This window comes from Burkholderia sp. Ax-1720 (assembly GCF_011753035.1).
GTDB classification, from domain to species: Bacteria; Pseudomonadota; Gammaproteobacteria; order Burkholderiales; family Burkholderiaceae; genus Burkholderia; species Burkholderia gladioli.
The window spans coordinates 23,405-43,121 of sequence record NZ_VWWK01000026.1 but is presented as its reverse complement, the minus strand read 5'-3'; the positions used below and the strand labels follow the sequence as shown (position 1 = coordinate 43,121).

Sequence of the window (19,717 nt, the reverse complement as noted above, 5' to 3'; positions counted from 1 at the left end):
ATGCCAGGCGATCGTAACGAGGACTCAGCAACGGACGACGCAGCACCGACGGCCATCGAGGCCGACCTGTCCACGCTCGAGCAATTGGTGGCGCGGCTCACGCCCGGCGAGCCGGCTCGGATCGCCCTCTGGCTCGCGCGACTCGAGGCCGTGCTGGCACGCGACGGCCTGCAGGATGCCGAACGCACCCAGCTCGACGACATCGTCGCGCGCCTGCGCGAACTCGAACGCCAGTCGAGCCGGCTCGCCGCGCACTGATGCCAGCAAGCCCGCCGGCGCGCGCGCCGCTCAATGCGCGGTGAAGTCCGCGCCGATGCTTCCCGTGCCGCCCTTCCGCGCAGCGATGCCCGCCCCGCGCCCACGCGCCTCGACCGCCTCGCGCCAGGCCAGGTAATCGGCCCGCGTCCAGTCCAGCTCGACGCCGACGCGCCGCGTGCCGGGCCGGATCTTCGGCTTGTGCATCGACAGCGTGACCGCTTCCAGCGCCGGCCATTCCTCGAAGGACAGCGCCGCCAGCTCGACCACCAGCGTCTCGAGCAGGCGCGTATGCGGCTTGTGCGCGAGCCAGGCGGCGACACGCGCGCAGTAGCCGTCGTAGTCGACGAAGCCGATCGCGCCCTGCTCGACCGGCTCGCAGCGATAGCCGAGCCGCGCGTCGATCACGATCGGCTGCGGCGCCTCGTGCTCGTGCGCGTGGAGGCCGATCCGCGCCGGCACCTTCAGCTCCTCGATGAACACGCTCCAGCCGCGCCCCATGGCGCGGGCCGTGCCGAGCGTCGCGAACGGATCGTCGACCGGCTTCATGAGACCAGCGGCGCCGCGGCGTCGAGCATGATCCGGCAGAAGTAGTCGGCGAAGCTGCGGCGGATCACCAGGTCGTAGCTCTGCTCGCCGGTCGGCAGCAGGGTCAGCGAGGCCTTGAAGTAGTGGCTCTGCGCGCACTGGCCGACGCCGAACAGGCGCGGATGCAGGTCCAGCGGGCAGCCGCGCGCGAGCACGTCGCGCACGCGTTCGCCGCTGATCTCCAGCACCGTGTAGCCGCTGCCGATATCGACCGCGGCCGCGTACAGCCCGGCCAGCGCCGGCGCCAGCCTGCCTTCCAGCAGGCCGGCGGCCACCGGCCCGTTCGAGCGCACCAGCCACTCGTCGGGACCGAGCCAGAGCACGTCGTAGTCGGCGCCGCGCGCCACCGTGTTCGGCCTGGCCGGCGGCCGGCAGCCGACCACGCGCTCGAAGGTCTCGACGAAGGCCGGATCCGACAACTCGCCGCGCACGTTGACGAGATCGAGGAAGGGCCGCTCGCGCAGCTGGAACTTCTGCGAGGCGCGGGCCTGGTGCGGCTTGAGCACGTCCTGGGCGCCGATCAGCGGCGATTCGAGCCGCGGGCCGGCCGCCTGCGAGGCCACCGAGGACTGGTTGCGCGTTTCATTCCACATTCTGACGTACCCCTTCGGTGTCATAGAAAACCGGGCTCGTGATCCTGGCGTTGACCTTGCGCCCGTTGGCCAGCGAGATCGCCACCGACTCGCCCATCTTGCCCAGGCCGCCCTTCACCACCGCCAGCGCGATCGAGCGCTTGAGGATCGGGCTGTAGTAGCTGGAGGTGACGTGGCCGATCATCGGCGTCAGGCCTTCGGCGTTGGCCGCGGCATTGGGCTCGACGATCTGGCCGCCTTCCTCCAGCACGGTGGCCGGGTCGTCGGTCAGCAGGCCGACGAACTGCTTGCGGTTGGACTTGGTGGTGTCCGAGCGCGACAGCGAGCGCCGGCCCAGGAAGTCCTTCGATTTGGCCACCAGGCCGCTCATGCCGAGGTCGTGCGGCGTGATCGAGCCGTCGGTGTCCTGGCCGACGATGATGTAGCCCTTCTCGGCGCGCAGCACATGCATGGTTTCGGTGCCGTAGGGCGTGATGTCGAACTCGGCGCCGGCGGCCATGATCGCCTCCCACACGGCGCGCCCCGCATTGGCCGGCACGTTGACTTCATAGGCCAGCTCGCCCGAGAAGCTGATCCGCATCACGCGCGCCCTGGCGCCGGCCACGGTGCCGTCGCGATAGCTCATGAACGGGAAGGCCGCGTTGGCAAAGTCGATGTCCTGGCAGACCTTCTGCACCACCTTGCGGCTGTTCGGGCCGACCACCGCGAAGGTGGCCCAGTGGTCCGTCACCGACGACAGGCGCACCTTCATGTCGGGCCATTCGGTCTGCAGCCAGCGCTCCATCCAGGTCAGCACGCGCGCGGCGCCGCCGGTGGTGGTGGTCATCATGTAGTGCTGCTCGCCCAGGCGCACCGTCACGCCGTCGTCGAACACCATGCCGTTCTCGTCGAGCATCAGCCCGTAGCGGGCGCGGCCCACCTCGAGCTTGCCCCAGGGGTTGGTGTACATCCAGTTCAGCAGCTTGACCGCGTCCGGGCCCTGGATGTCGATCTTGCCGAGCGTCGAGGCATCGAGGATGCCGACGCTGTTGCGCACCGCCAGGCACTCGCGCGCCACCGCCGCGTGCAGGTCCTCGCCGTTCCTCGGGAAGTACCAGGGGCGCTTCCAGTTGCCGACGTCCTCGAACAGCGCGCCGTGCTCGACGTGCCATTCGTGGATGCAGGTCTTGCGGATCGGATCGAGGAAATCGCCGAGCTCGCGGCCCGCGAAGGTGCCGAAGGTGACCGGCGTGTAGTTCGGCCGGAAGGTGGTGGTGCCGGTTTCGGGAATGGTCTTGCCAAGCGCCTGCGCCAGGATCGCCATGCCGTTGATGTTGCCGAGCTTGCCCTGGTCGGTGCCGAAGCCCATCGCCGTGTAGCGCTTGACGTGCTCGACCGATTCGAAGCCCTCGCGCGCCGCCAGCAGGATATCGGCCGCGCCCACGTCGTTCTGGAAATCGACGAAGCGCTTCGGCCCGCGCGTCACCTGCTCGCCGCTGCCGACCAGCCAGAGCGGCTCGAGCGGCGCCTCGGCGGCGTCGGTCGCCTGCGGCGCGACGGGGCGCTGGGCGGCGTTGAAGCCGGCCGCCTTGGCCGCGTCCACGCCGGCGTCGACCGCCAGGCGCAGGCCGCGCGCCAGCGAGAACTCGCCGGCCGCCGCGCCGATGCTGGTTTCGGGCTGCATCGCCTTGCCCGGCACGAAGCAGGCCTTCTCGTCGTGCCAGTGGGCCTTGCCGCCCGATTGCGCGAACAGGTGCAGCACCGGGCTGTAGCCGCCCGACATCGCCAGCAGGTCGCAGGACAGCGTGGCGCCGCGCGCGCCCACCTTGCCGTTCGCGTAGCCGGCCACCTCCACCGATTGCACGCGCAGCTTGCCGCTCGCGCTGGTGACCACCGAGCCGTTCAGCACCGCGATGCCGTGCCGCTTGGCGGCGGCCGGCAGCGCGCCGTTGCCGGCCGCGCGCGAATCCACCACGGTGACCTTGGCGCCGTGCGCCTTGAGGTCCAGCGCGGCCTGGTAGCCGCGGTCGTTGTTGGTGAACACCACCGCCTCGCGGCCCGGCAGCACGCCGTAGCGGTTCACGTAGGTCGACACCGCGCCGGCCAGCATCACGCCCGGCAGGTCGTTGTTGCCGAACACGATCGGCCGCTCCTGCGCGCCGGTGGCGAGGATCACGCGCTTGGCGCGGACCTTCCACAGCAGCTCGCGGCTGCCCTTGCGCATCGATACCGGCAGGTGCTCGGTCAGGCGCTGGGTGATGGTGACGAGATTGTGGTCCTGGTAGCCGAAGGCGGTGCTGCGCGTGAGGATCTTCACGTCGGGCAGCTTGGCCAGCTCGCCCTCGATCTTCTCGACCCATTGCAGCGCGGGCCGGCCGTCGATCTCGGCGCGGCAGGACAGCAGGCTGCCGCCCAGCTCGCGCTGGTCGTCGACCAGGATCACGCGCGCGCCGCTCGCCGCCGCCGCATGCGCGGCCGCCAGGCCCGTGGGCCCGCCGCCCACCACCAGCACGTCGCAATGCGCGAACTGCTTGTCGTAGCGATCGGCGTCGAGCGCCTCGGGCGCCTTGCCCAGGCCGGCCGCCTCGCGGATCTTCTCCTCGTACTTGGGCCAGAACTTGCGCGGCCACATGAAGGTCTTGTAGTAGAAGCCGGCCGGCATGAAGCGCGCGAACTTCTGGTTGATCGCCATGCGGTCGTGCTCGAGCGAGGGCACCGCGTTGACGCTCGAGGCCACCAGCCCCTGGTACAGCTCGATCTCGGTGGCGCGCGCGTTCGGCACGGTATAGGCGCCGGTCTCCAGTTGCACCACCGCGTTCGGCTCGGCCACGTCGGCCGTCACGATGCCGCGCGGGCGGTGGTACTTGAAGCTGCGCGCCACGAAGTGCACGCCGTTGGCGAGCAGCGCCGAGGCCAGCGTGTCGCCCTGGAAACCCTGGTAGGTGCGGCCGTTGAACGTGAAGGTCAGCGGAATCGCGCGGTTGATCCGGCCACCCGCGCCGAGGCGGTCTTTCTGGCTCATTTGGTGTTGCCCTCTTGTGCGTCGTGTGCGGGCACGCCGAACGTCTCGTAGCCCTGGATTTCGTAGCTCACCGTATCGCGCGTCGCCTTGAACCAGCGGCGGCAGCCTTGCGTGTGCAGCCATTGCTCGCGATGCACGCCGCGCGGGTTCTCGCGCATGAACAGGTAGTCGCCCCATTCGCGGTCCGACAGCGCGTCGGTGTCGAGCGGGCGGGCGATATCGGCCTCGCCGCCGCACGAGAATTCGGATTCGGCACGCGGTCCGCACCACGGGCAGTTGATCAGCAGCATGTTCGGTTCTCCTCGTGGTGGTGGCTCAGTGGGCGACGGCGGCGGCGCCGTGCTCGTCGATCAGGTGGCCGCTGTAGAAGCGGTCCAGCGCGAAGGGCGCGTTCAGCGGATGCGGTTCGTCGCGCGCGATGGTGTGCGCGTAGCACCAGCCCGAGCCGGGCGTGGCCTTGAAGCCGCCGGTGCCCCAGCCGCAGTTGAAATAGAGGCCCTTGACGTCGGTCTTGCTGATGATCGGGCAGGCGTCGGGCGAGACGTCGACGATGCCGCCCCACTGGCGGTTCATGCGCACGCGCGAGAACACCGGGAACATCTCGACGATCGCCTCCAGCGTGCCCTCGATGATCTGGAAGCTGCCGCGCTGGCCGAAGCCGGTGTATTGGTCGATGCCGGCGCCGATCACGAGATCCCCCTTGTCGGACTGGCTGATGTAGGCGTGCACCGCGTTCGACATCACCACCGTGTTGACCACCGGCTTGATCGGCTCGGACACCAGCGCCTGCAGCGGGTGGCTCTCGATCGGCAGGCGCACGCCGGCCATGTCGGCCAGCGTGGTGGTGTTGCCGGCCGCCACCACCGCCACCTTCTTGGCCTTGATGAAGCCCTTGACGGTATCGACGCCGGTCACGCGGTCGCCGTCGCGACGGATGCCGACCACCTGGCAGTTCTGGATGATGTCCACGCCGGCGCGGTCGGCGCCGCGCGCGAAGCCCCAGGCCACCGCGTCGTGGCGGGCCACGCCGCCGCGCCGCTGGATCGAGGCGCCCAGCACCGGGTAGCGGCTGTTCAGGTTGATGGTCGGCTCGATTTCCTTGATCTGCGCGGGCGTGAGGAACTCGGCATCCACCCCGTTCAGCCGGTTGGCGTTGACGCGGCGCTGCGTGTCGCGCACGTCCTGCAGCGTGTGCGCGAGGTTCATCACGCCGCGCTGGCTGAACATGACGTTGTAGTTGAGGTCCTGCGAAAGCCCTTCCCAGAGCTTCATGGCCTTTTCATAGAGGCCGGCCGATTCGTCCCACAGATAGTTCGAGCGCACGATGGTGGTGTTGCGCGCGGTGTTGCCGCCGCCGATCCAGCCCTTCTCGAGGATCGCCACGTTGGTGATGCCGTGCTCCTTGGCGAGGTAGTAGGCGGTGGCCAGGCCGTGCCCGCCGCCGCCGACGATCACCACGTCGTATTCCTTCTTCGGTTCGGGGCTCTTCCACTGGCGTTCCCAATTCTCGTGGTACGACAGGCCGTTGCGGAACAGGCTGAATACGGAGTAGCGGCTCATTTCCAGGTACCTTCCTTTAGCACTCGATGACGTTCACGGCGAGGCCGCCGCGGGACGTTTCCTTGTATTTCGTCTTCATGTCGGCGCCGGTCTCGCGCATGGTCTTGATCACCGAGTCGAGCGACACGTAATGCGTGCCGTCGCCCTTGAGCGCCATGCGCGAGGCGTTCAGCGCCTTGATCGCGCCCATCGCGTTGCGCTCGATGCAGGGAATCTGCACCAGCCCGCCCACCGGGTCGCAGGTCATGCCGAGGTTGTGCTCCATGCCGATCTCGGCGGCGTTCTCGACCTGGTCGAGGTTGCCGCCCATCACGGCCGCCAGCGCGGCGGCGGCCATCGAGCAGGCCACCCCCACCTCGCCCTGGCAGCCCACCTCGGCGCCCGAGATGGAGGCGGTTTCCTTGTAGATGATCCCGATCGCGGCGGCGGTCAGCAGGAAGTCGATGATTCCCTGCTCGTTGGAGCCCGGCACGAACTTCACGTAGTAATGCAGCACCGCCGGGATCACGCCGGCCGCGCCGTTGGTGGGGGCCGTCACCACGCGCCCGCCCGCGGCGTTCTCCTCGTTGACGGCCATCGCATAGAGGTTGACCCAATCGAGCATCGACAGCGGATCGCGCAGCGATTCCTCGGAGCGGTTGCGCAGGCGGTGGTAGAGCTCGGCGGCGCGGCGCTTGACGCGCATCGGGCCCGGCAGCTCGCCCTCCACCTTGCAGCCGCGCTCGACGCAGGCCGCCATGGTGTTCCAGATCGCCAGCAGGCCGGCGCGCACTTCCTCGGCCGGGCGCAGCGCGCATTCGTTGCGGAAGGTCAGCTCGGCGATCGACAGGCCGCTCTCGCGGCTCGCGCGCAGCAGGTCGTCGCCGGTGCGGAACGGATACGGCACCTCGGCCGCCGCGCGCACGCCGTTGACGCGATCGCCGTCGCGGTTCACCACGAAGCCGCCGCCGACCGAGTAATACTCCTTCTCCACCAGCAACTGGCCGTTCTCGTCGAAGGCCTGGAAGCGCATCCCGTTCGGGTGGACCACGCTGGTGCCGGCCATCATGCGGCGGTAGAAGCCAATGTCCTCCTTCTCCTCGAAGCGCACCGAGCGCCGGCCCAGCAGGCAGAGGGTTTTCTCGGCGCGAATCGCCTTCAGGCGCGGCTCGATCAGGTCCGGGTCGATCAGGTCGGGCAGGTGCCCTTCCAGGCCCAGCAGGACCGCCTTGTCGGTGCCGTGGCCCTTGCCGGTGGCGCCGAGCGAGCCGTACAGCTCGACTCGCACGCGCCGCACGAAGGCCAGCAGGTTGGCGTCCTCGACATGCGAGGCGAACCGGCATGCCGCGATCATCGGGCCGACCGTGTGCGAGCTCGACGGGCCGATGCCGATCTTGAACAGATCGAAAACGCTGACGTTCATCTGGGAGCTTCTCCGGTGGAAACGCGGGGATTGGACAATGGCGTCAGTACATCAAAGCGTAAAATCCGCCGATAGAACAAAACCGGCATCGAAGTGGGATGCCGCCGCCACCCCGGCACCGGCGGGGCCGGATTGTGCGTTTTGGCGATGATTCGCGACGGAAAAACGCAAGTCCGCCCGCCGGCGATCGGCGACGCTCGACACACGGGGCGCCGCCACCGGCCGGGGCGCCCCCGGCTTCTCGCTTTCCCTGAACACGCTGCAATGACGCCCGACCTGCCCGCCTCGCTCCTCTCCGCCGACCCGGCCCCCACCCGGCTGCGCTTCGGCATCGTGCTGCTGCCGAATTTCACGCTGACCGCCTTTTCCGGCTTCGTCGACATGCTGCGGCTGTCGGCCGACGACGGCGACTACAGCAAGCCGGTGCGCTGCGCCTGGAGCGTGATCGGCGACACGCTGGCGCCGGTGCGCGCCAGTTGTGGGATCCAGATCACGCCCTGGGAGACCTTCGACGCCGGCGGCGAGCCTTACGACTACGTGGTGGTGGTGGGCGGGCTGCTGCATTCCGGGCCGCAGGCGAGCCCCGAGGCGCTGCAGTTCATCCGGCGCGCGGCCGAGGGCGGCGCCAACGTGGTGGGGATCTGCACCGGCGTGTTCGCGCTGATGCGTGCCGGCGTGCTGGACGCGCACCGGATCTGCGTGAGCTGGTTCCACTACTGGGATTTCATCGAGCGCTTTCCGAACGTCGACGCCGAGCGGCTGATCGCCGACCGGCTGTTCGTGATCGACCGGCGCCGCATCACCTGCTCGGGCGGGCGCGCCTCGATCGACGTGGCCGCCGCGATCCTGCTGCGCCACTTCGATCACGCCACCGTGCAGAAGGCGCTGCGCATCCTGCTGGTGGGCGAGATGCAGAAGGGCAACGCCCCGCAGCCGCATCCGCCGGGGCTGGAGCCGGCCACGCACCCGAAGGTCAAGCGCGCGATCCTGCTGATGGAGCAGCATGTCGGGCGCGCGCTGCCGCTCGACGAGCTGGCCTGCAAGCTGGATCTGTCGGCGCGGCAGCTCGAGCGGCTGTTCAAGGCCGAAACCGGCAAGAGCCCGCAGGCCTTCGCCAAGCAGGTCCGGCTGCGCACCGCCGCGTGGCTGCTGACCAGCTCGGATCGCACCGTGGCCGATATCGCCACCAGTTGCGGCTTCTCCGATGCCTCGCATCTCGGGCGCGAGTTCCGCAAGCAGTTCGGGGCGACGCCGGCGGCGTATCGGGAGAAAGGGGGCGCGGCGGCGGAGGTGCCGGGGGAGACAGCGGAAGCCGCGGAAATCGCGCCGGCCGAGGTGCTCGACGCGGCGACGCACGACGGCTCGCCAGGCTACCCGCCTTCGTTCTGAATACCGGAAAGGGAAAAGAAAACCAGCAGGGAAAACCGCTTGGTGACGGCGGACGGGGGGAGTGCCCGCCGTCACCTTGCAGCCCGCGGGGGGCACCGGCGCGCGAACGCCGCCCCGCTTGACCGGATGAATCGCCGTTCATCCGGATGCGCGCTCAGTATGGCGTGAGGGTGTTCTTGCGGAAGGTGTAGACGGTGGTCGGCGCGCCTTTCAGGTTGCCGTTGGCGTCGAACGAATAATGGCCGGCGATGCCGTCGTATTCGATGCCCGCCAGGTAGCCGCGGATCTTGGCGCGATCGGTGGTGGTGCCGGTGGCCTGCATCGCCTTGGCGATCATCATCACGCCGTCGTAGAAGTTCGCCGCATACACCAGCATGTCGACGTGATAGGTCGACTTGTAGCGCTGCACGAAGGCATGGCCGGCCGGCGTCTTGTCGAGCGCGGTGCCGCCCTGCGCGCAGAAGGCGTCGACCGAGGCGTCGCCGGCCAGTTGCGGCAGCTCGGCCGAGCACATGCCGTCGCCGCCGAGCAGCTTGGCCGGAATCGCCATCGAGCGCATCTGCTTGAGCATCGGGCCCGCCTGCGCCGAGTAACCGCCGTAGAAGATCGCGTCGGGCGCCTTCTCCTTCAGGTTGGTCAGGATCGCGCGGAAGTCCACCGCGTTCGAGTTGGTGAACTCGCGCCCGACCACGGTCAGGCCGATCTTCTGCGCCTCGCTGATGAACTCCTGCGCCAGGCCCTGGCCGTAGGCGGTGCGATCGTCGATCACCGCCACCTTCTTCGCCTTCAGCACCTTCTGCGCGAAATCGGCCATCGAGCTGCCGAGCTGCGCGTCGCTCGCGCCGATCCGGAAGATCGTGTTGTAGCCCTGCGCGGTCAGCGCCGGGTTGGTGGCCACCGGCAGCGTCGCCACGCCGGCGTTCTGGTAGATCTGCGAGGCGGGAATCGCCACACCCGAGTTGTTCGGCCCGAGCACCGCCAGCGCATGGCTGTCGGCCAGCTTCTGGGCGATCTGCACGCCCACCTTCGGGTCGCCCTGGTCGTCCTCCGAGTCGAGCGCGAGCTTGACCGTCTGCCCGCCCACCGTGATGCCCTTCGCATCGAGATCGGCGATCGCCAGCTTCGCCCCGTTCTCGTTGTCCTTGCCGCTGCCGGCCTGGGGGCCCGTCAGCGGGCCGGAAAGCCCGATCGTCACGGTCGAGTCGGCCATCGCCCACGCCGACGCCACGCAAAGACTGCACGCTGCCACTGCCTTGGTCAGATTGTTCATGTCATGTCCTACGGGTTGGTTCAACAACTGGAGAGCCGGGGCGGCGGCCTGGCTCCAGGTGCCGTAACGATCCGGAATCCTCAATAACAAAATGAGCGGAACCCACGGTTCCGATCCTGCCGTGCCTTGCTGTGTCCTCCGTGACGATACGCGGCTCGCGCCGCGTGGTCGATCGATGCCTTGCTGCTTACTGGCGCGACTTGATCAGCTTGTCGTCGACGGCCTCGAGCCAGGTATCCGACAGCGTGAAACCGGTCTGGAAGCGGTCGGTCGGATCGACGCCGACCTGCGAGATCGCGCTGATCCAGGCTTGCCCCGATACCACCGGCACCACCGCGGGGCGATCGCCGAGCTTGGTCAGCGAGGCGATGCGGCTTTCGAAGATGGAGCCGATGATCGACTCGTGCACGAAGGTCTCGCCGACGCTGATCAGCCCCTTCGCGTGCAGCACCGCGAGCCGCGCCGAGGTGCCGGTGCCGCAGGGCGAGCGATCGCAGCGGCCCGGCGAGACGATCACGGTGTTGCGCGACTTCAGCACGCCGTTCTCGCGGCGCACCGGCAGCACGAATTCGGTCTGCGTGATGCCCTTGATGTAGGGATTGAGCGGATGCGGCGAGGGCAGTTGCTCGGCGGCGGCGGTCTTGATGATCTGGCCGAGTTCGCACAGCTCGCGCGCCTCGTCGGGCGTGATGCCGAAGCCGAGCGCCTCGGCGTCGACGATCACGTAGGTCATGCCGCCGTAGCCGACGTCCACCTTCAGCGTGCCCACGCCCTCCACCTCGATCATCTGGTCGAGATGGTTGGCGAAAGCCGGCTGGTTGGTGAACTCGACCTTGGTGACCTTGCCGTTCGAGCATTCGCAGCGGATCGAGATCAGCCCGGCCGGCGATTCGAGCAGCAGGTTGGTGACCGGCTCGACCATCGGCAGGATGCCCGTCTCGAGCAGCACGGTGGCCACGCACATGGTGTTCGAGCCCGACATGGCCGGGTATTCGGTCGATTCGGCGATCACGTAGCCCATCTGCGCACGCGGATCGGTGGGCGGCAGGATGAAGTTCACGCTCTGGTTCGCCGAGCCGCGCGGCTCGAAGATGGCGATGCGGCGCAGTTCGTCGGCCTGCTCCTCCAGGTACATCATCTTCTCGAACATGCTGGTGCCGGGCACGTCGAACACGCCACCCGTCACCACGTTGCCGACCTCGCCTTCGGCGTGGCAGTTCACCACCGTAAATGTCCTGCTCCAGCGCATGAGCCTTGACCTCTTGAAAGGAATGGGGGATCGGCCCGCGGGGCCGGATCGAACCTGTCAGCGTGTTGCGATATCCTGAACACTGTAGATTGTATCCAATATGCTGTACGCGTTTTTTGGTGTCAAGCACTGTCTGTGGCATGATTTGGCCTGTAATTCAGGAATCACGATGACGATGCAAGACCTGTCCGAGCCGCCCGGCTCCTCCCCTGCCCGCTCGCCATCCTCCGGCAAGCTGGTCCGTTCGACCACCGTCGATCTCGCGCTGGAGGCGATCCGCGGCAAGATCCTGCGCGGCGAGCTGCCGCCCGGCGCGCCGCTGCGCCAGGAAGCGCTGGCCGAGGAACTCGGCGTGAGCCGCGTGCCGGTGCGCGAGGCGATCACGCGCCTGCAGGGCGAGGGCTTCGTGACGATCATTCCGCACAAGGGCGCCTATGTCTGCGCGATCTCGGCCGACGAGGTGCGCGAGACCTTCGAGATCCGCCTGCGCCTCGAACCCTGGATCTTCGGCCGCGCGATGCCGGCCTCCAGCGAGACGACCTTCGAGGCCGCCCGCGCGCTGGTCCTGCAGATGGACCAGGCGACCGAAACCACCTGGGGGCAGTTGAACTGGCGTTTCCATGAAACGCTCTACGCGCCTTCGGGGCTGGATCTGGCAATCGAGACGCTGCGCCGCCTCAACGATCGCAACGAGCGCTATTTCCGTTTTCAGGTGGTGAACGTGCCGATTCGCGAGCACACGCGTCGCGAGCACCTGGAGATGATCGAGCTGAGCCGCGCGCGCGACGTGCGCGGCGGCGCCGCGCTGCTGCGCGAGCATTTGCAGCACGCGATGCGCGACATCGTCGGCGTGGCGGAGCGGCTGCTCGCGCCGCGCGGGGCTTGAGCCGCCGGCGTGTGACTCGCCATCGGGGCGGCCCCGCCCCGATGCGCGGATAGACTCGCGCGCAATATCGTATATTCGCCACTATCGATGCGTCGCCGGCCCCGCCGGCGATTGCGCCATCGAATCAAGACCAATGAGAGAGCACGGGGCCGATACGCAATGAAAAAGACCTGGTGGTGTGTCGCCACGCTTGCCGCGATCCTGCTGGCCTGGGGCTGGACGTATCGGCAACAGGCTGCCGAGGCTTCCGCGAAGTCGATCCACGTGAACATCCCGGCAGATGACGGCTCCCGCCAGACATTCACGATCGCCGGCGATCTCGCGCCGATCGTCAACACCGGCTTCTTCGCCATCAACCGCCCGATCCCGGGACTCGAATTCAGCAGCGCCACCACCTGCCCGCCAGGCGATCACCTGGTGGTGATGGGTGTTCCCCGCGGGCCCGACCAGGCGCAGCAGGCAGCAGCGGGCACTTACCGGCTTGCCGATCAGGACGGGTTCCGGCTGTATGCCGATTCGGCCGCGAGCGTGTCCACGCCGATTCGCTATCGTGTGTTCGACGACGCGTTCGGCGACACCGTCAGCGTCCGGGACGCCGGGGCATGGTCGGCCAACTACGAATTCGAGCACGTCGTCGCCGGCCGCTACCTGTTCCGGTTTCTCGTCAGGAAGACCTGCGGCGCGGATTTCCGGGAATTCGACCGCCGTGCCGCGCGCTTCGTCGATGCCATGATCGAGAAATAGCAGCGCCGCCGCTCAGGCGTGGATGTCCACCGAGGTCGCGCCGCCCGTCTGGCCGTTCATGGCCTTCGACAGCGCCGCGAGTGCCTGCTGCAACTGGCCGCTGATCAGTTCGATCTCCTGCAGCAGGGCCTGTCGCTCGGTCTCGTTGTGGGCCTGGGCGAGCTGCTTCTCCACCTGCTTGAGCATCTGCTCCAGCCGCTTGATCACCTGCTCGATCAAGGCGACGCCGCTGTTCGACTGGCCGCTGCCGCTCGCGCCCGCCGCGCCGCCGGATTTGCCCGGTTTCGCGGTGCTCGCGGCGGGTGACGCGCCTGAGGACGTGGAAGCATTCGAGGACTTCGAGTCGCTCGATGCGCTGGTCGAGGCCGTGGTGGCTGCGGTGGACGCCGGGTTCGGCGACGTCGTCGCCGCTGCCTTGCCGGCGGCATCGCTGCCGATGGCACCGGCGGAACTCACGGGCGGCGCCGCCTTGCCGGCAGACGCCGCATTCGCAGCATTGGCCGTGCCGGCCGCGGCCGCTGCCTCGGCCCGGCGTTGCCTGTCGCGGTCGCCGTTGCCGGTGCCCGAGGAGGAGGTATCGAAGGCGCTCGTGTAACTGGCGGATCCCGGCGGGATGATCATGCTGGTTCTCCTGGCGAATGGAGAGACGGCGCGGCGGCCGCGCATTGCATGGCGCGGCCGTCGACGCGTGCCTCAGGCGCTGGTGTTGATCTTCGAGCCGACGCGGATGCGTTCGCTGCGCAACTCGGTATCGATGAACTGGTTCGCGCTGGCGATCGACGCCTGCAGCGTGCGCTCGTCCTTGCGGGCGGCATTGCGTGCGCCGCGATCGTGGCGCGAGGTCCACCAGCGATGGTGCGCGTCGGCCAGTTGCTGGCGCCAGCCCGAGATGCTTTTCCTGAGCTTGGGCAGCCAGTTCGGATCGTCGGTGATCGAACTGCTGCTGTTACTGCCGTTCGCGCCTTTCGAGCCATTCGCGCCGCTCGCGGCTTTCGAGCCGTTCGCGGTATTCGAGGTATTCGCGGTGCTGGTCGAATTGCCGGCGGGCTTGCCGCCGTTTTGCGTGCCGGTCTTGCTGCCCTGCTGCGTGCCGGTGTTTTGCGTCGACGCGTTCTGCGTCGACGCGGCATGGCTGACGGCCGCGCGTGCCGTCGCGTTCGATTGGCTCGTCGTCATCCGCATCGCACGTCCGTTGCCGGTACGCGATGTGGAGGTGACAGACGAGATCGATCCGGCCGCGGTATTGCCGGAACCCGACTGTATGTTCATGACTTCCTTCCCCAAGGCGTTGCGCGCCATGCGTGTGGGCGCAACCTGATTTGTCGGCAGGATTAACGGCATCGAGCCTCGGAAGTTGAGCGGAAGCCGGGAACAATTTTGTCGAGTTTCGTGTAGCAGGCCCGAGCCTTCGGGACGCTGCACCGGGATCGCTCATCGACACGAAACAATGTCGCGAAAAACAACCTGGATTGTCATGCCGGCGCGAAAGATCCATGCAGACATGATCCGGACATCGTGGTCGCGCGCCCGGCTCACTCGCCGGCGAACAAGCGCCGGTAGTAAGCCTCCCCCGCCTCGAGATGCGCGCCGAACCCGAAACCGCGCGCCAGCATCTGCTGCATTTCCTGGCGTTCGATGCGCATCACGTAGCTGGTCTCGGTGGTGACGAGCCGACAGGACGCACCGTTCGCCACGGTTGCACTGAACCATTTGCCGGGATCGGCGTGCCCGGCCGGAAACGCGCGATCGCGTGCCTCGACGCGCCAGCCGCCGTCGAGCAGGATCCAGTAGGGCGCATCGGTGTCGACGGCCTCGTCGCAGGTGGCGATCACGGCGCCGGCCTGGGCTTCCCATTCGCGCGAATGGTCGATGGTCCATTGCAGTTGTTCGGTCGACAGCGCGGTGAAGAACGGCGTATGCCGCAGCAGGTGCAGATAGGTGACGGAGGGCTTCATGGTCAGGTTCCGGGCGGCGTCGGGTTCGGGCTTGCCGCTGCAGGCGGTCATGCCGAGCATCGCCAGCAGCGCGACGAAACTCGGGAACAGGCGAAGCAGGCGGCGCGGCATCGAGCGGGACTCCAGCGGGTCGTGGCAGGCGGGACGCCCACGATGCGCGGGCCCGCCTTGCCGAACGGGGCTCCCGGTCGGTACCGGGGACTGGCATCGATGATGCGCGAGCGCGCCGCAAAGATCATCCGCCCGGAATGGGCATCACTGTTCCACCAGCGTCAACGATCGAGCGCCCGCGAAGGAATCGGGCCGCCGGAAAAGACACGGGCGCATCGTCATCGGATGCGCCCGCGGGAGAAGAGAGAGCCGAGAGAGCCGCCCCGCCGCGATATCGGCGAGGCGGGGCGGCGACAGCGATCGATCAGTAGCCGACCGCCGCGCCGGCGGGACGGCGCGGATCGTTCGCGCCGTAGATGAAGCCGGGCCGCACGATGCCGGACACCGAGGAATCGTTGCCCGAGCTGACGCGGCTGGCCACCTCGGTGCCGGGCAGGCCGACCAGCACCAGTTCGGCGGCGCCCCAGGGGGTCTGCTCGACCATCTTGTAGCCCATCTTGCGCAGGATCGCGAGCGTGTCGGGCGACAGGCCCATGGTTTCGTAATAGACCTCGTCGGGCAGCCACTGATGATGGATGCGCGGCGCGTCCACCGCGTCCTGCGGCGCCATCCCGTAGTCGATCACGTTCAGCGCGGTTTCCAGCGTGATCGTGATGATCCGCGAGCCGCCCGGCGAGCCGATCACCATGAAGGTCTTGCCGTCCTTGGTCACCACCGTGGGCGCCATCGACGAGAGCGGGCGCTTGCCCGGCGCGATCGCGTTGCGCGTGCCCTGCACCAGGCCGAACAGGTTCTGCACGCCCACCTTGACGGTGAAGTCGTCCATCTCGTCGTTGAGGAAGAAGCCCGTGCCCGGCGCGATCACCACGGCACCGAAGCGGCCGTTGACGGTGTAGGTGGTCGACACCGCGTTGCCGTCGGCGTCGATGATCGAGTAGTGGGTGGTTTCCGGCTTCTCATGCACGCTGAAGCCCGGGATCACGTCCTTCGACGAAGAGGCCTTGTCCTCGCTGATGGTCTTGCGCAGCTCGGCCGCGTAGTCCTTGCTCAGCAGCTTGTCGAGCGGGTTGTCGATGAAGTGCGGGTCGCCCAGCAGGGTGTTGCGGTCCAGGTAGGCATGGCGCATCGCCTCGGTCATGTAGTGCACCGCCGCGGCCGAGTGGTAGCCGAGCGCGCGCATGTCGTAGCCTTCGAGGATGTTCAGCGTCTCGCACAGCGTGACGCCGCCCGAGCTCGGCGGCGGCGCCGAGATGAAGGTGTAGCCGCGATAGTCGCACTTGAGCGGCTCGGTGTCCTCGGCGCGATAGGCGGCGAAGTCGGCCGCGCTGATCACGCCGCCGCCCTGCTTCGAGGCCGCCTCGACCACCTGCGGGATCCTGCCGTGATAGAAGGCCTCGTCGCCGTGCCGGGCGATGTTCTCGAGCGTCGCCGCGAGATCCTTCTGCACCAGCCGGTCGCCCGGCTGCAGCGGCGAGCCGTCGGCCCGCAGGAAGATGCGCGCCGCGTCCGGATCGCTGCGGAAGCGCTTGGTGGTGGTATCGAGGATGTCGGTGTCGCCGCGCGTGAGCACGAAGCCGTCGCGGGCGAGCTTGATCGCCGGCGCCATCACCTGGCGCAGCGTGAGCTTGCCGTATTTGCGCTCGGCCAGGTTCAGGCCCGCCACCGTGCCCGGCACGCCGACCGCGCGATAGCCGTACAGGCTCTCGCCGGGCTTCACGTTGCCGGCCTCGTCGAGGTACATGTTGGCCGAGGCGCCGGCCGGCGCCTTCTCGCGGAAATTGATGAAGCGGTCGCGGCCGTCGGCCAGGTGCAGGGTCATGAAGCCGCCCCCGCCGATGTTGCCGCAGCAGGGGTTGGTCACGGCCTGCGCGTAGCCGACCGCCACCGCCGCGTCGACGGCATTGCCGCCCTGCTTGAGGATCTGCACGCCGATCTCGGAGGCCAGATGCTGCGAGGACACCACCATGCCGTGCTGCGCCTCGACGGCGGGCTCGGATGCCGCCTGGGCAATCGATTGGACGGCCAGCGTCAGGACGGTGGCTACGAGAAGAAATCGCCGCATCGGATAAGCGCTCCATGGGGGACGGGTTCACGGCCGAGCCGCGATCCCCCCGGAAATGCGCCTGCCCGCCTTGCCGATGGATGTAACGTTCGGTACATATCGGAATGACGGCGATCGTAGCATGTGCAATATGTGGACAAAATCCCGGTGTATACCCGCGCTCGACGCCCTTGCTTCGCCTTTTCCTCGCGGGCAGGATGTAATGTCCGTTACAGGCCCTCTCCTCTCCATCCATATAGGCGGCAAGCGAAACCGGCACCATGAGCAAGACGATCCGCACCACCCTGCTGTCGGCCCCGCCCGATTTCACCGCCTCCGAGCACCGGATCGCCGCGGCGCTGCTCGAGCGCTACCCGAGCCTCGGGCTGCTGCCGATCGCCGAGGTGGCCGAGCGGGCCGGCGTGAGCGCGCCCACCGTGTTCCGCTTCGCGCTCAAGCTCGGCTTCGACAGTTATTCGGCCTTCCAGCAGGCGCTGCACGCGGAGATCGACGCGGCCATGAATTCGCCGCTGAGCCGGATGGACATGCCGCGCTCGGAGTTGAGCGGCGAGCCGACGCCGGCTTCGATGCTCGACCGGCTGACCGATTCGCTGCAGGACACCAAGGCGCATTTCGACGAGGCCGCCTTCGGGCGCGCGGTCGCGCTGCTGTCGGACGAGCGCCTGCGCGTGCATTGCGGCGGCGGGCGCTATTCGTCGTTCCTGGCGTCCTCGCTGGCCTATTCGCTCGCCTACACGCGGCCGAACGTGGCGCTGATCCAGCCCGACCTGGCCTCGTCGTGGGGCATCCTCGCCGACATCGGGCCCGGCGACCTATTGTTGCTGCTCGACTTCCGCCGCTACCAGGAAGCGGTGATCGAGTTCGCCGCCACCGCGCATCGGCAGGGCGCGCGGATCCTGCTGCTGACCGACGAATGGATGTCGCCGATCGGCGCCTTCGCCGAGGTGGTGCTGCGCGTGCACGGGCGGCCTTACGAGGTGCTGGAGAGCTCGGTGCCGGCGCTCGCGCTCTGCGAGATGCTGGTGATCAGCATGGTGAGCCGGCAGCCCGAGCTGGCCCGGCAGAGGATGGAGCGGGTCGAGGCCTTGCTGCACATGCCGCCCGCGCGGGAGCGGGACGAGCATGGGAATCGGCGGGAGGGGTGAGGCGGACCGAGGTCCGCCCTTCGTTCAGGGCTGGCTCGATAGACGATAGAGCGCGCCCGGGAAATCGCCCAGCGACACCGTGATGGCATTGGTGCTGGTGCCCACCACCTTCCACGTGCCGGTATTGAAATCGAGCTGCTCGATCTTCGCCCACCATTGATTGAGCCCGAGCGTCGTGCCGACGGTGCCCGTGATCGGCCGGCTTGCGATGAAGAGCATCACGCGGCCGCCGGCCGGCGTGCCATATTCGCCCGCCATCAGATCCGTCGAGGGCAGCCAGCCGATCACGGTGCCGGTGTTGACACCCAACCAGGGCGCGACGAAATCCTGGAACGGATATCCCTGGAGGTTCGCCTGGACCTGGCTGTTCATCCCGAAGGTGGACTGCTGCTCGTTGAGCAGATCGCGCGGCGTGTTGTCGATCGAGAGCATGCCCTGCATCGGGATTCCCGCGACGCTCGCCGACGCGTCATGACTGAGGAAGTTCGCGAAACCCTGCCCGCCGAACGTGAAGAACCAGGCCGAGTACCAGCGCAGCGCGTGGAATCCCGCGCTGTCGAATCTCACCGGGGTGACGCCGGGCGGCGTGCGCATGTTCTGGAGGTAGGCGACCGAGGCAATGCCGGCGGTACGCGCGATGCCGGCGATATTGCTCATGTTCTCGCTGGTGATCAATTCGCGCGCCGCGGAGCAGGTATCGAAAGCAGGCGTAAACGGATAATTGTCGAACGCCAGGATGTCCGGCCCGATGTTGTTGATGGCCGAACGGACATAGGCGCCGTAATTGGCAATCACCATGTTGGTCAGGCTGCGGTTGGCAATGGTATTGCTGCTGCAGTCCACCCCGTACTCGGCCGGAGACAGGATATCTGCCTTGGGCGAGCGGTAATCGTTCAGGGCCGCCGAATTCGCATTGGCCGGCCCCAGGTTGACGAAGATCTTCATCGCCGCGAATTGGGGTTGCTGCTTCAGGCAGGCGCGCAACTGTCCCAGGTCCGCATGAACCGAGCTGCCGGGTTCGTCGGCGAGATTGAAGCCGTAGAACGCGTCAGGATAGGCAGCCTTCAAGGGCAACAGGAACGGGACGATGCGGTTTGCCGTATAGGACGCGCAATCGAACTTGCCGGTCGATCGCGCTGCCTGGAAGGCCCATTCCTCGAAGCTGAGGAATTTCTTGTGGCGGGACGCGATGGCGGATTCGAGCACCTGCGGATCGAAGCGATCCAGGGACGGCAGCAGGAAGAACGCGCCACCGGCCTGGACCAGCGCATCGACCGCCGTCCCCGCCGCCGCGGCGTTGGTGGTGATGCAGTTCTGCGGGTTCGCCGCGCAGGCGGTTTCCGGGCTGAGGAAGACAAAAGAACCAGCCGACACGTCGGTGGGCGTAGCCCATGCTGCCGGCAGCCACGCAAGCATCGCTGCCAGCAGCCAGCCGGCAGCCCCCATCCATTTTCGTTTTTGCATCTTGCGGCCCTCGCGGTGAGATTTTGTAGTTGGACGACGAGCG

At 67.8% G+C, this 19,717-nt stretch carries 19 protein-coding genes; 6 read left to right on the top strand and 13 right to left on the bottom strand.

Annotated features, from left to right (window positions below; translation table 11 throughout):
* Nucleotides 1-258, top strand: coding sequence for a hypothetical protein (locus tag F3J18_RS11245; protein ID WP_025101255.1), 258 nt, complete (start codon nucleotides 1-3; stop codon nucleotides 256-258).
* Between the two features lie 30 nt (nucleotides 259-288).
* Here F3J18_RS11245 and F3J18_RS11240 read toward each other — a convergent pair whose 3' ends face one another.
* From F3J18_RS11240 to F3J18_RS11215, 6 genes are read right to left on the bottom strand one after another with little or no spacing between them, the layout of a single operon-like run.
* Nucleotides 289-804 (bottom strand): dihydroneopterin aldolase, encoded by a 516-nt coding sequence (locus tag F3J18_RS11240; RefSeq protein WP_166912861.1) that lies wholly within the window; start codon nucleotides 802-804, stop codon nucleotides 289-291.
* Nucleotides 801-1,436, bottom strand: a complete 636-nt coding sequence (locus F3J18_RS11235; RefSeq protein ID WP_166912860.1) for a sarcosine oxidase subunit gamma — start codon at nucleotides 1,434-1,436, stop codon at nucleotides 801-803. The genes F3J18_RS11240 and F3J18_RS11235 overlap by 4 nt, the downstream gene beginning before the upstream one ends.
* Nucleotides 1,426-4,437 (bottom strand): sarcosine oxidase subunit alpha family protein, encoded by a 3,012-nt coding sequence (locus tag F3J18_RS11230; RefSeq protein ID WP_166912859.1) that lies wholly within the window; start codon nucleotides 4,435-4,437, stop codon nucleotides 1,426-1,428. Before F3J18_RS11230 ends, F3J18_RS11235 begins: the two co-directional genes overlap by 11 nt.
* Nucleotides 4,434-4,727, bottom strand: coding sequence for a sarcosine oxidase subunit delta (locus tag F3J18_RS11225; protein ID WP_013689472.1), 294 nt, complete (start codon nucleotides 4,725-4,727; stop codon nucleotides 4,434-4,436). Before F3J18_RS11225 ends, F3J18_RS11230 begins: the two co-directional genes overlap by 4 nt.
* 25 nt (nucleotides 4,728-4,752) lie before the next feature.
* Nucleotides 4,753-5,997 (bottom strand): sarcosine oxidase subunit beta family protein, encoded by a 1,245-nt coding sequence (locus F3J18_RS11220; protein WP_013689471.1) that lies wholly within the window; start codon nucleotides 5,995-5,997, stop codon nucleotides 4,753-4,755.
* Between the two features lie 16 nt (nucleotides 5,998-6,013).
* Nucleotides 6,014-7,399, bottom strand: a complete 1,386-nt coding sequence (locus F3J18_RS11215) for an L-serine ammonia-lyase (protein ID WP_166912858.1) — start codon at nucleotides 7,397-7,399, stop codon at nucleotides 6,014-6,016.
* A gap of 264 nt (nucleotides 7,400-7,663) precedes the next feature.
* On the opposite strand from F3J18_RS11215, the gene F3J18_RS11210 reads away from it, so the two are divergent.
* Nucleotides 7,664-8,788 carry a GlxA family transcriptional regulator gene (locus F3J18_RS11210; RefSeq protein WP_166912857.1) on the top strand — a complete coding sequence of 375 codons (1,125 nt, stop codon included), beginning with the start codon at nucleotides 7,664-7,666 and terminating at the stop codon, nucleotides 8,786-8,788.
* Nucleotides 8,789-8,942: 154 nt separating this feature from the next.
* Here the strand turns inward: F3J18_RS11210 and F3J18_RS11205 are convergent, their stop codons facing one another.
* Both F3J18_RS11205 and F3J18_RS11200 read right to left on the bottom strand, forming a co-directional pair.
* On the bottom strand, nucleotides 8,943-10,058 hold the full coding sequence (locus F3J18_RS11205) for a branched-chain amino acid ABC transporter substrate-binding protein (RefSeq protein ID WP_025101263.1): 1,116 nt from the start codon (nucleotides 10,056-10,058) through the stop codon (nucleotides 8,943-8,945).
* Nucleotides 10,059-10,245: 187 nt separating this feature from the next.
* Entirely contained in the window at nucleotides 10,246-11,307 is a 1,062-nt protein-coding gene (locus tag F3J18_RS11200; protein ID WP_166912856.1) for a proline racemase family protein, read from the bottom strand.
* 169 nt (nucleotides 11,308-11,476) lie between these two features.
* Here F3J18_RS11200 and F3J18_RS11195 point away from each other — a divergent pair, with 169 nt between their 5' ends.
* Nucleotides 11,477-12,193, top strand: a complete 717-nt coding sequence (locus tag F3J18_RS11195; protein ID WP_166912855.1) for a GntR family transcriptional regulator — start codon at nucleotides 11,477-11,479, stop codon at nucleotides 12,191-12,193.
* Nucleotides 12,194-12,352: 159 nt separating this feature from the next.
* Nucleotides 12,353-12,937 carry a hypothetical protein gene (locus F3J18_RS11190; RefSeq protein ID WP_166912854.1) on the top strand — a complete coding sequence of 195 codons (585 nt, stop codon included), beginning with the start codon at nucleotides 12,353-12,355 and terminating at the stop codon, nucleotides 12,935-12,937.
* Between the two features lie 12 nt (nucleotides 12,938-12,949).
* Here F3J18_RS11190 and F3J18_RS11185 read toward each other — a convergent pair whose 3' ends face one another.
* Nucleotides 12,950-13,144, bottom strand: coding sequence for a hypothetical protein (locus F3J18_RS11185; protein ID WP_111946562.1), 195 nt, complete (start codon nucleotides 13,142-13,144; stop codon nucleotides 12,950-12,952).
* Here F3J18_RS11185 and F3J18_RS11180 point away from each other — a divergent pair.
* On the top strand, nucleotides 13,137-13,532 hold the full coding sequence (locus F3J18_RS11180) for a hypothetical protein (RefSeq protein WP_166912853.1): 396 nt from the start codon (nucleotides 13,137-13,139) through the stop codon (nucleotides 13,530-13,532). The two genes, F3J18_RS11185 and F3J18_RS11180, sit on opposite strands and share 8 nt — an antisense overlap.
* 98 nt (nucleotides 13,533-13,630) lie before the next feature.
* Here F3J18_RS11180 and F3J18_RS11175 read toward each other — a convergent pair whose 3' ends face one another.
* The 3 genes from F3J18_RS11175 to ggt form a co-directional block, all read right to left on the bottom strand.
* The gene (locus F3J18_RS11175; protein ID WP_166912852.1) at nucleotides 13,631-14,359 is read right to left on the bottom strand and encodes a hypothetical protein; all 729 of its coding nucleotides are present in this window, start codon (nucleotides 14,357-14,359) and stop codon (nucleotides 13,631-13,633) included.
* A 110-nt stretch (nucleotides 14,360-14,469) separates the two neighbouring features.
* The gene (locus F3J18_RS11170; RefSeq protein ID WP_013689465.1) at nucleotides 14,470-15,003 is read right to left on the bottom strand and encodes a hypothetical protein; all 534 of its coding nucleotides are present in this window, start codon (nucleotides 15,001-15,003) and stop codon (nucleotides 14,470-14,472) included.
* A gap of 304 nt (nucleotides 15,004-15,307) precedes the next feature.
* Nucleotides 15,308-17,065: a gamma-glutamyltransferase gene (gene ggt / locus F3J18_RS11165; protein WP_017917957.1), complete on the bottom strand. Its 1,758-nt coding sequence runs from the start codon at nucleotides 17,063-17,065 to the stop codon at nucleotides 15,308-15,310.
* A gap of 260 nt (nucleotides 17,066-17,325) precedes the next feature.
* Here ggt and F3J18_RS11160 point away from each other — a divergent pair, with 260 nt between their 5' ends.
* On the top strand, nucleotides 17,326-18,210 hold the full coding sequence (locus F3J18_RS11160; RefSeq protein ID WP_166912851.1) for a MurR/RpiR family transcriptional regulator: 885 nt from the start codon (nucleotides 17,326-17,328) through the stop codon (nucleotides 18,208-18,210).
* 24 nt (nucleotides 18,211-18,234) lie between these two features.
* Here the strand turns inward: F3J18_RS11160 and F3J18_RS11155 are convergent, their stop codons facing one another.
* The gene (locus F3J18_RS11155) at nucleotides 18,235-19,656 is read right to left on the bottom strand and encodes a hypothetical protein (RefSeq protein ID WP_166912850.1); all 1,422 of its coding nucleotides are present in this window, start codon (nucleotides 19,654-19,656) and stop codon (nucleotides 18,235-18,237) included.
* Between the last annotated feature and the right edge of the window lie 61 nt (nucleotides 19,657-19,717).

Coding starts and splice junctions, on each gene's coding strand:
- F3J18_RS11245 (WP_025101255.1), top strand. CDS start 1: ATGCCAGGCGATCGTAACGAGGACTCAGCAACGGACGACGCAGCACCG.
- F3J18_RS11240 (WP_166912861.1), bottom strand. CDS start 804: ATGAAGCCGGTCGACGATCCGTTCGCGACGCTCGGCACGGCCCGCGCC.
- F3J18_RS11235 (WP_166912860.1), bottom strand. CDS start 1,436: ATGTGGAATGAAACGCGCAACCAGTCCTCGGTGGCCTCGCAGGCGGCC.
- F3J18_RS11230 (WP_166912859.1), bottom strand. CDS start 4,437: ATGAGCCAGAAAGACCGCCTCGGCGCGGGTGGCCGGATCAACCGCGCG.
- F3J18_RS11225 (WP_013689472.1), bottom strand. CDS start 4,727: ATGCTGCTGATCAACTGCCCGTGGTGCGGACCGCGTGCCGAATCCGAA.
- F3J18_RS11220 (WP_013689471.1), bottom strand. CDS start 5,997: ATGAGCCGCTACTCCGTATTCAGCCTGTTCCGCAACGGCCTGTCGTAC.
- F3J18_RS11215 (WP_166912858.1), bottom strand. CDS start 7,399: ATGAACGTCAGCGTTTTCGATCTGTTCAAGATCGGCATCGGCCCGTCG.
- F3J18_RS11210 (WP_166912857.1), top strand. CDS start 7,664: ATGACGCCCGACCTGCCCGCCTCGCTCCTCTCCGCCGACCCGGCCCCC.
- F3J18_RS11205 (WP_025101263.1), bottom strand. CDS start 10,058: ATGAACAATCTGACCAAGGCAGTGGCAGCGTGCAGTCTTTGCGTGGCG.
- F3J18_RS11200 (WP_166912856.1), bottom strand. CDS start 11,307: ATGCGCTGGAGCAGGACATTTACGGTGGTGAACTGCCACGCCGAAGGC.
- F3J18_RS11195 (WP_166912855.1), top strand. CDS start 11,477: ATGACGATGCAAGACCTGTCCGAGCCGCCCGGCTCCTCCCCTGCCCGC.
- F3J18_RS11190 (WP_166912854.1), top strand. CDS start 12,353: ATGAAAAAGACCTGGTGGTGTGTCGCCACGCTTGCCGCGATCCTGCTG.
- F3J18_RS11170 (WP_013689465.1), bottom strand. CDS start 15,003: ATGCCGCGCCGCCTGCTTCGCCTGTTCCCGAGTTTCGTCGCGCTGCTG.
- ggt (WP_017917957.1), bottom strand. CDS start 17,065: ATGCGGCGATTTCTTCTCGTAGCCACCGTCCTGACGCTGGCCGTCCAA.
- F3J18_RS11160 (WP_166912851.1), top strand. CDS start 17,326: ATGAGCAAGACGATCCGCACCACCCTGCTGTCGGCCCCGCCCGATTTC.
- F3J18_RS11155 (WP_166912850.1), bottom strand. CDS start 19,656: ATGGGGGCTGCCGGCTGGCTGCTGGCAGCGATGCTTGCGTGGCTGCCG.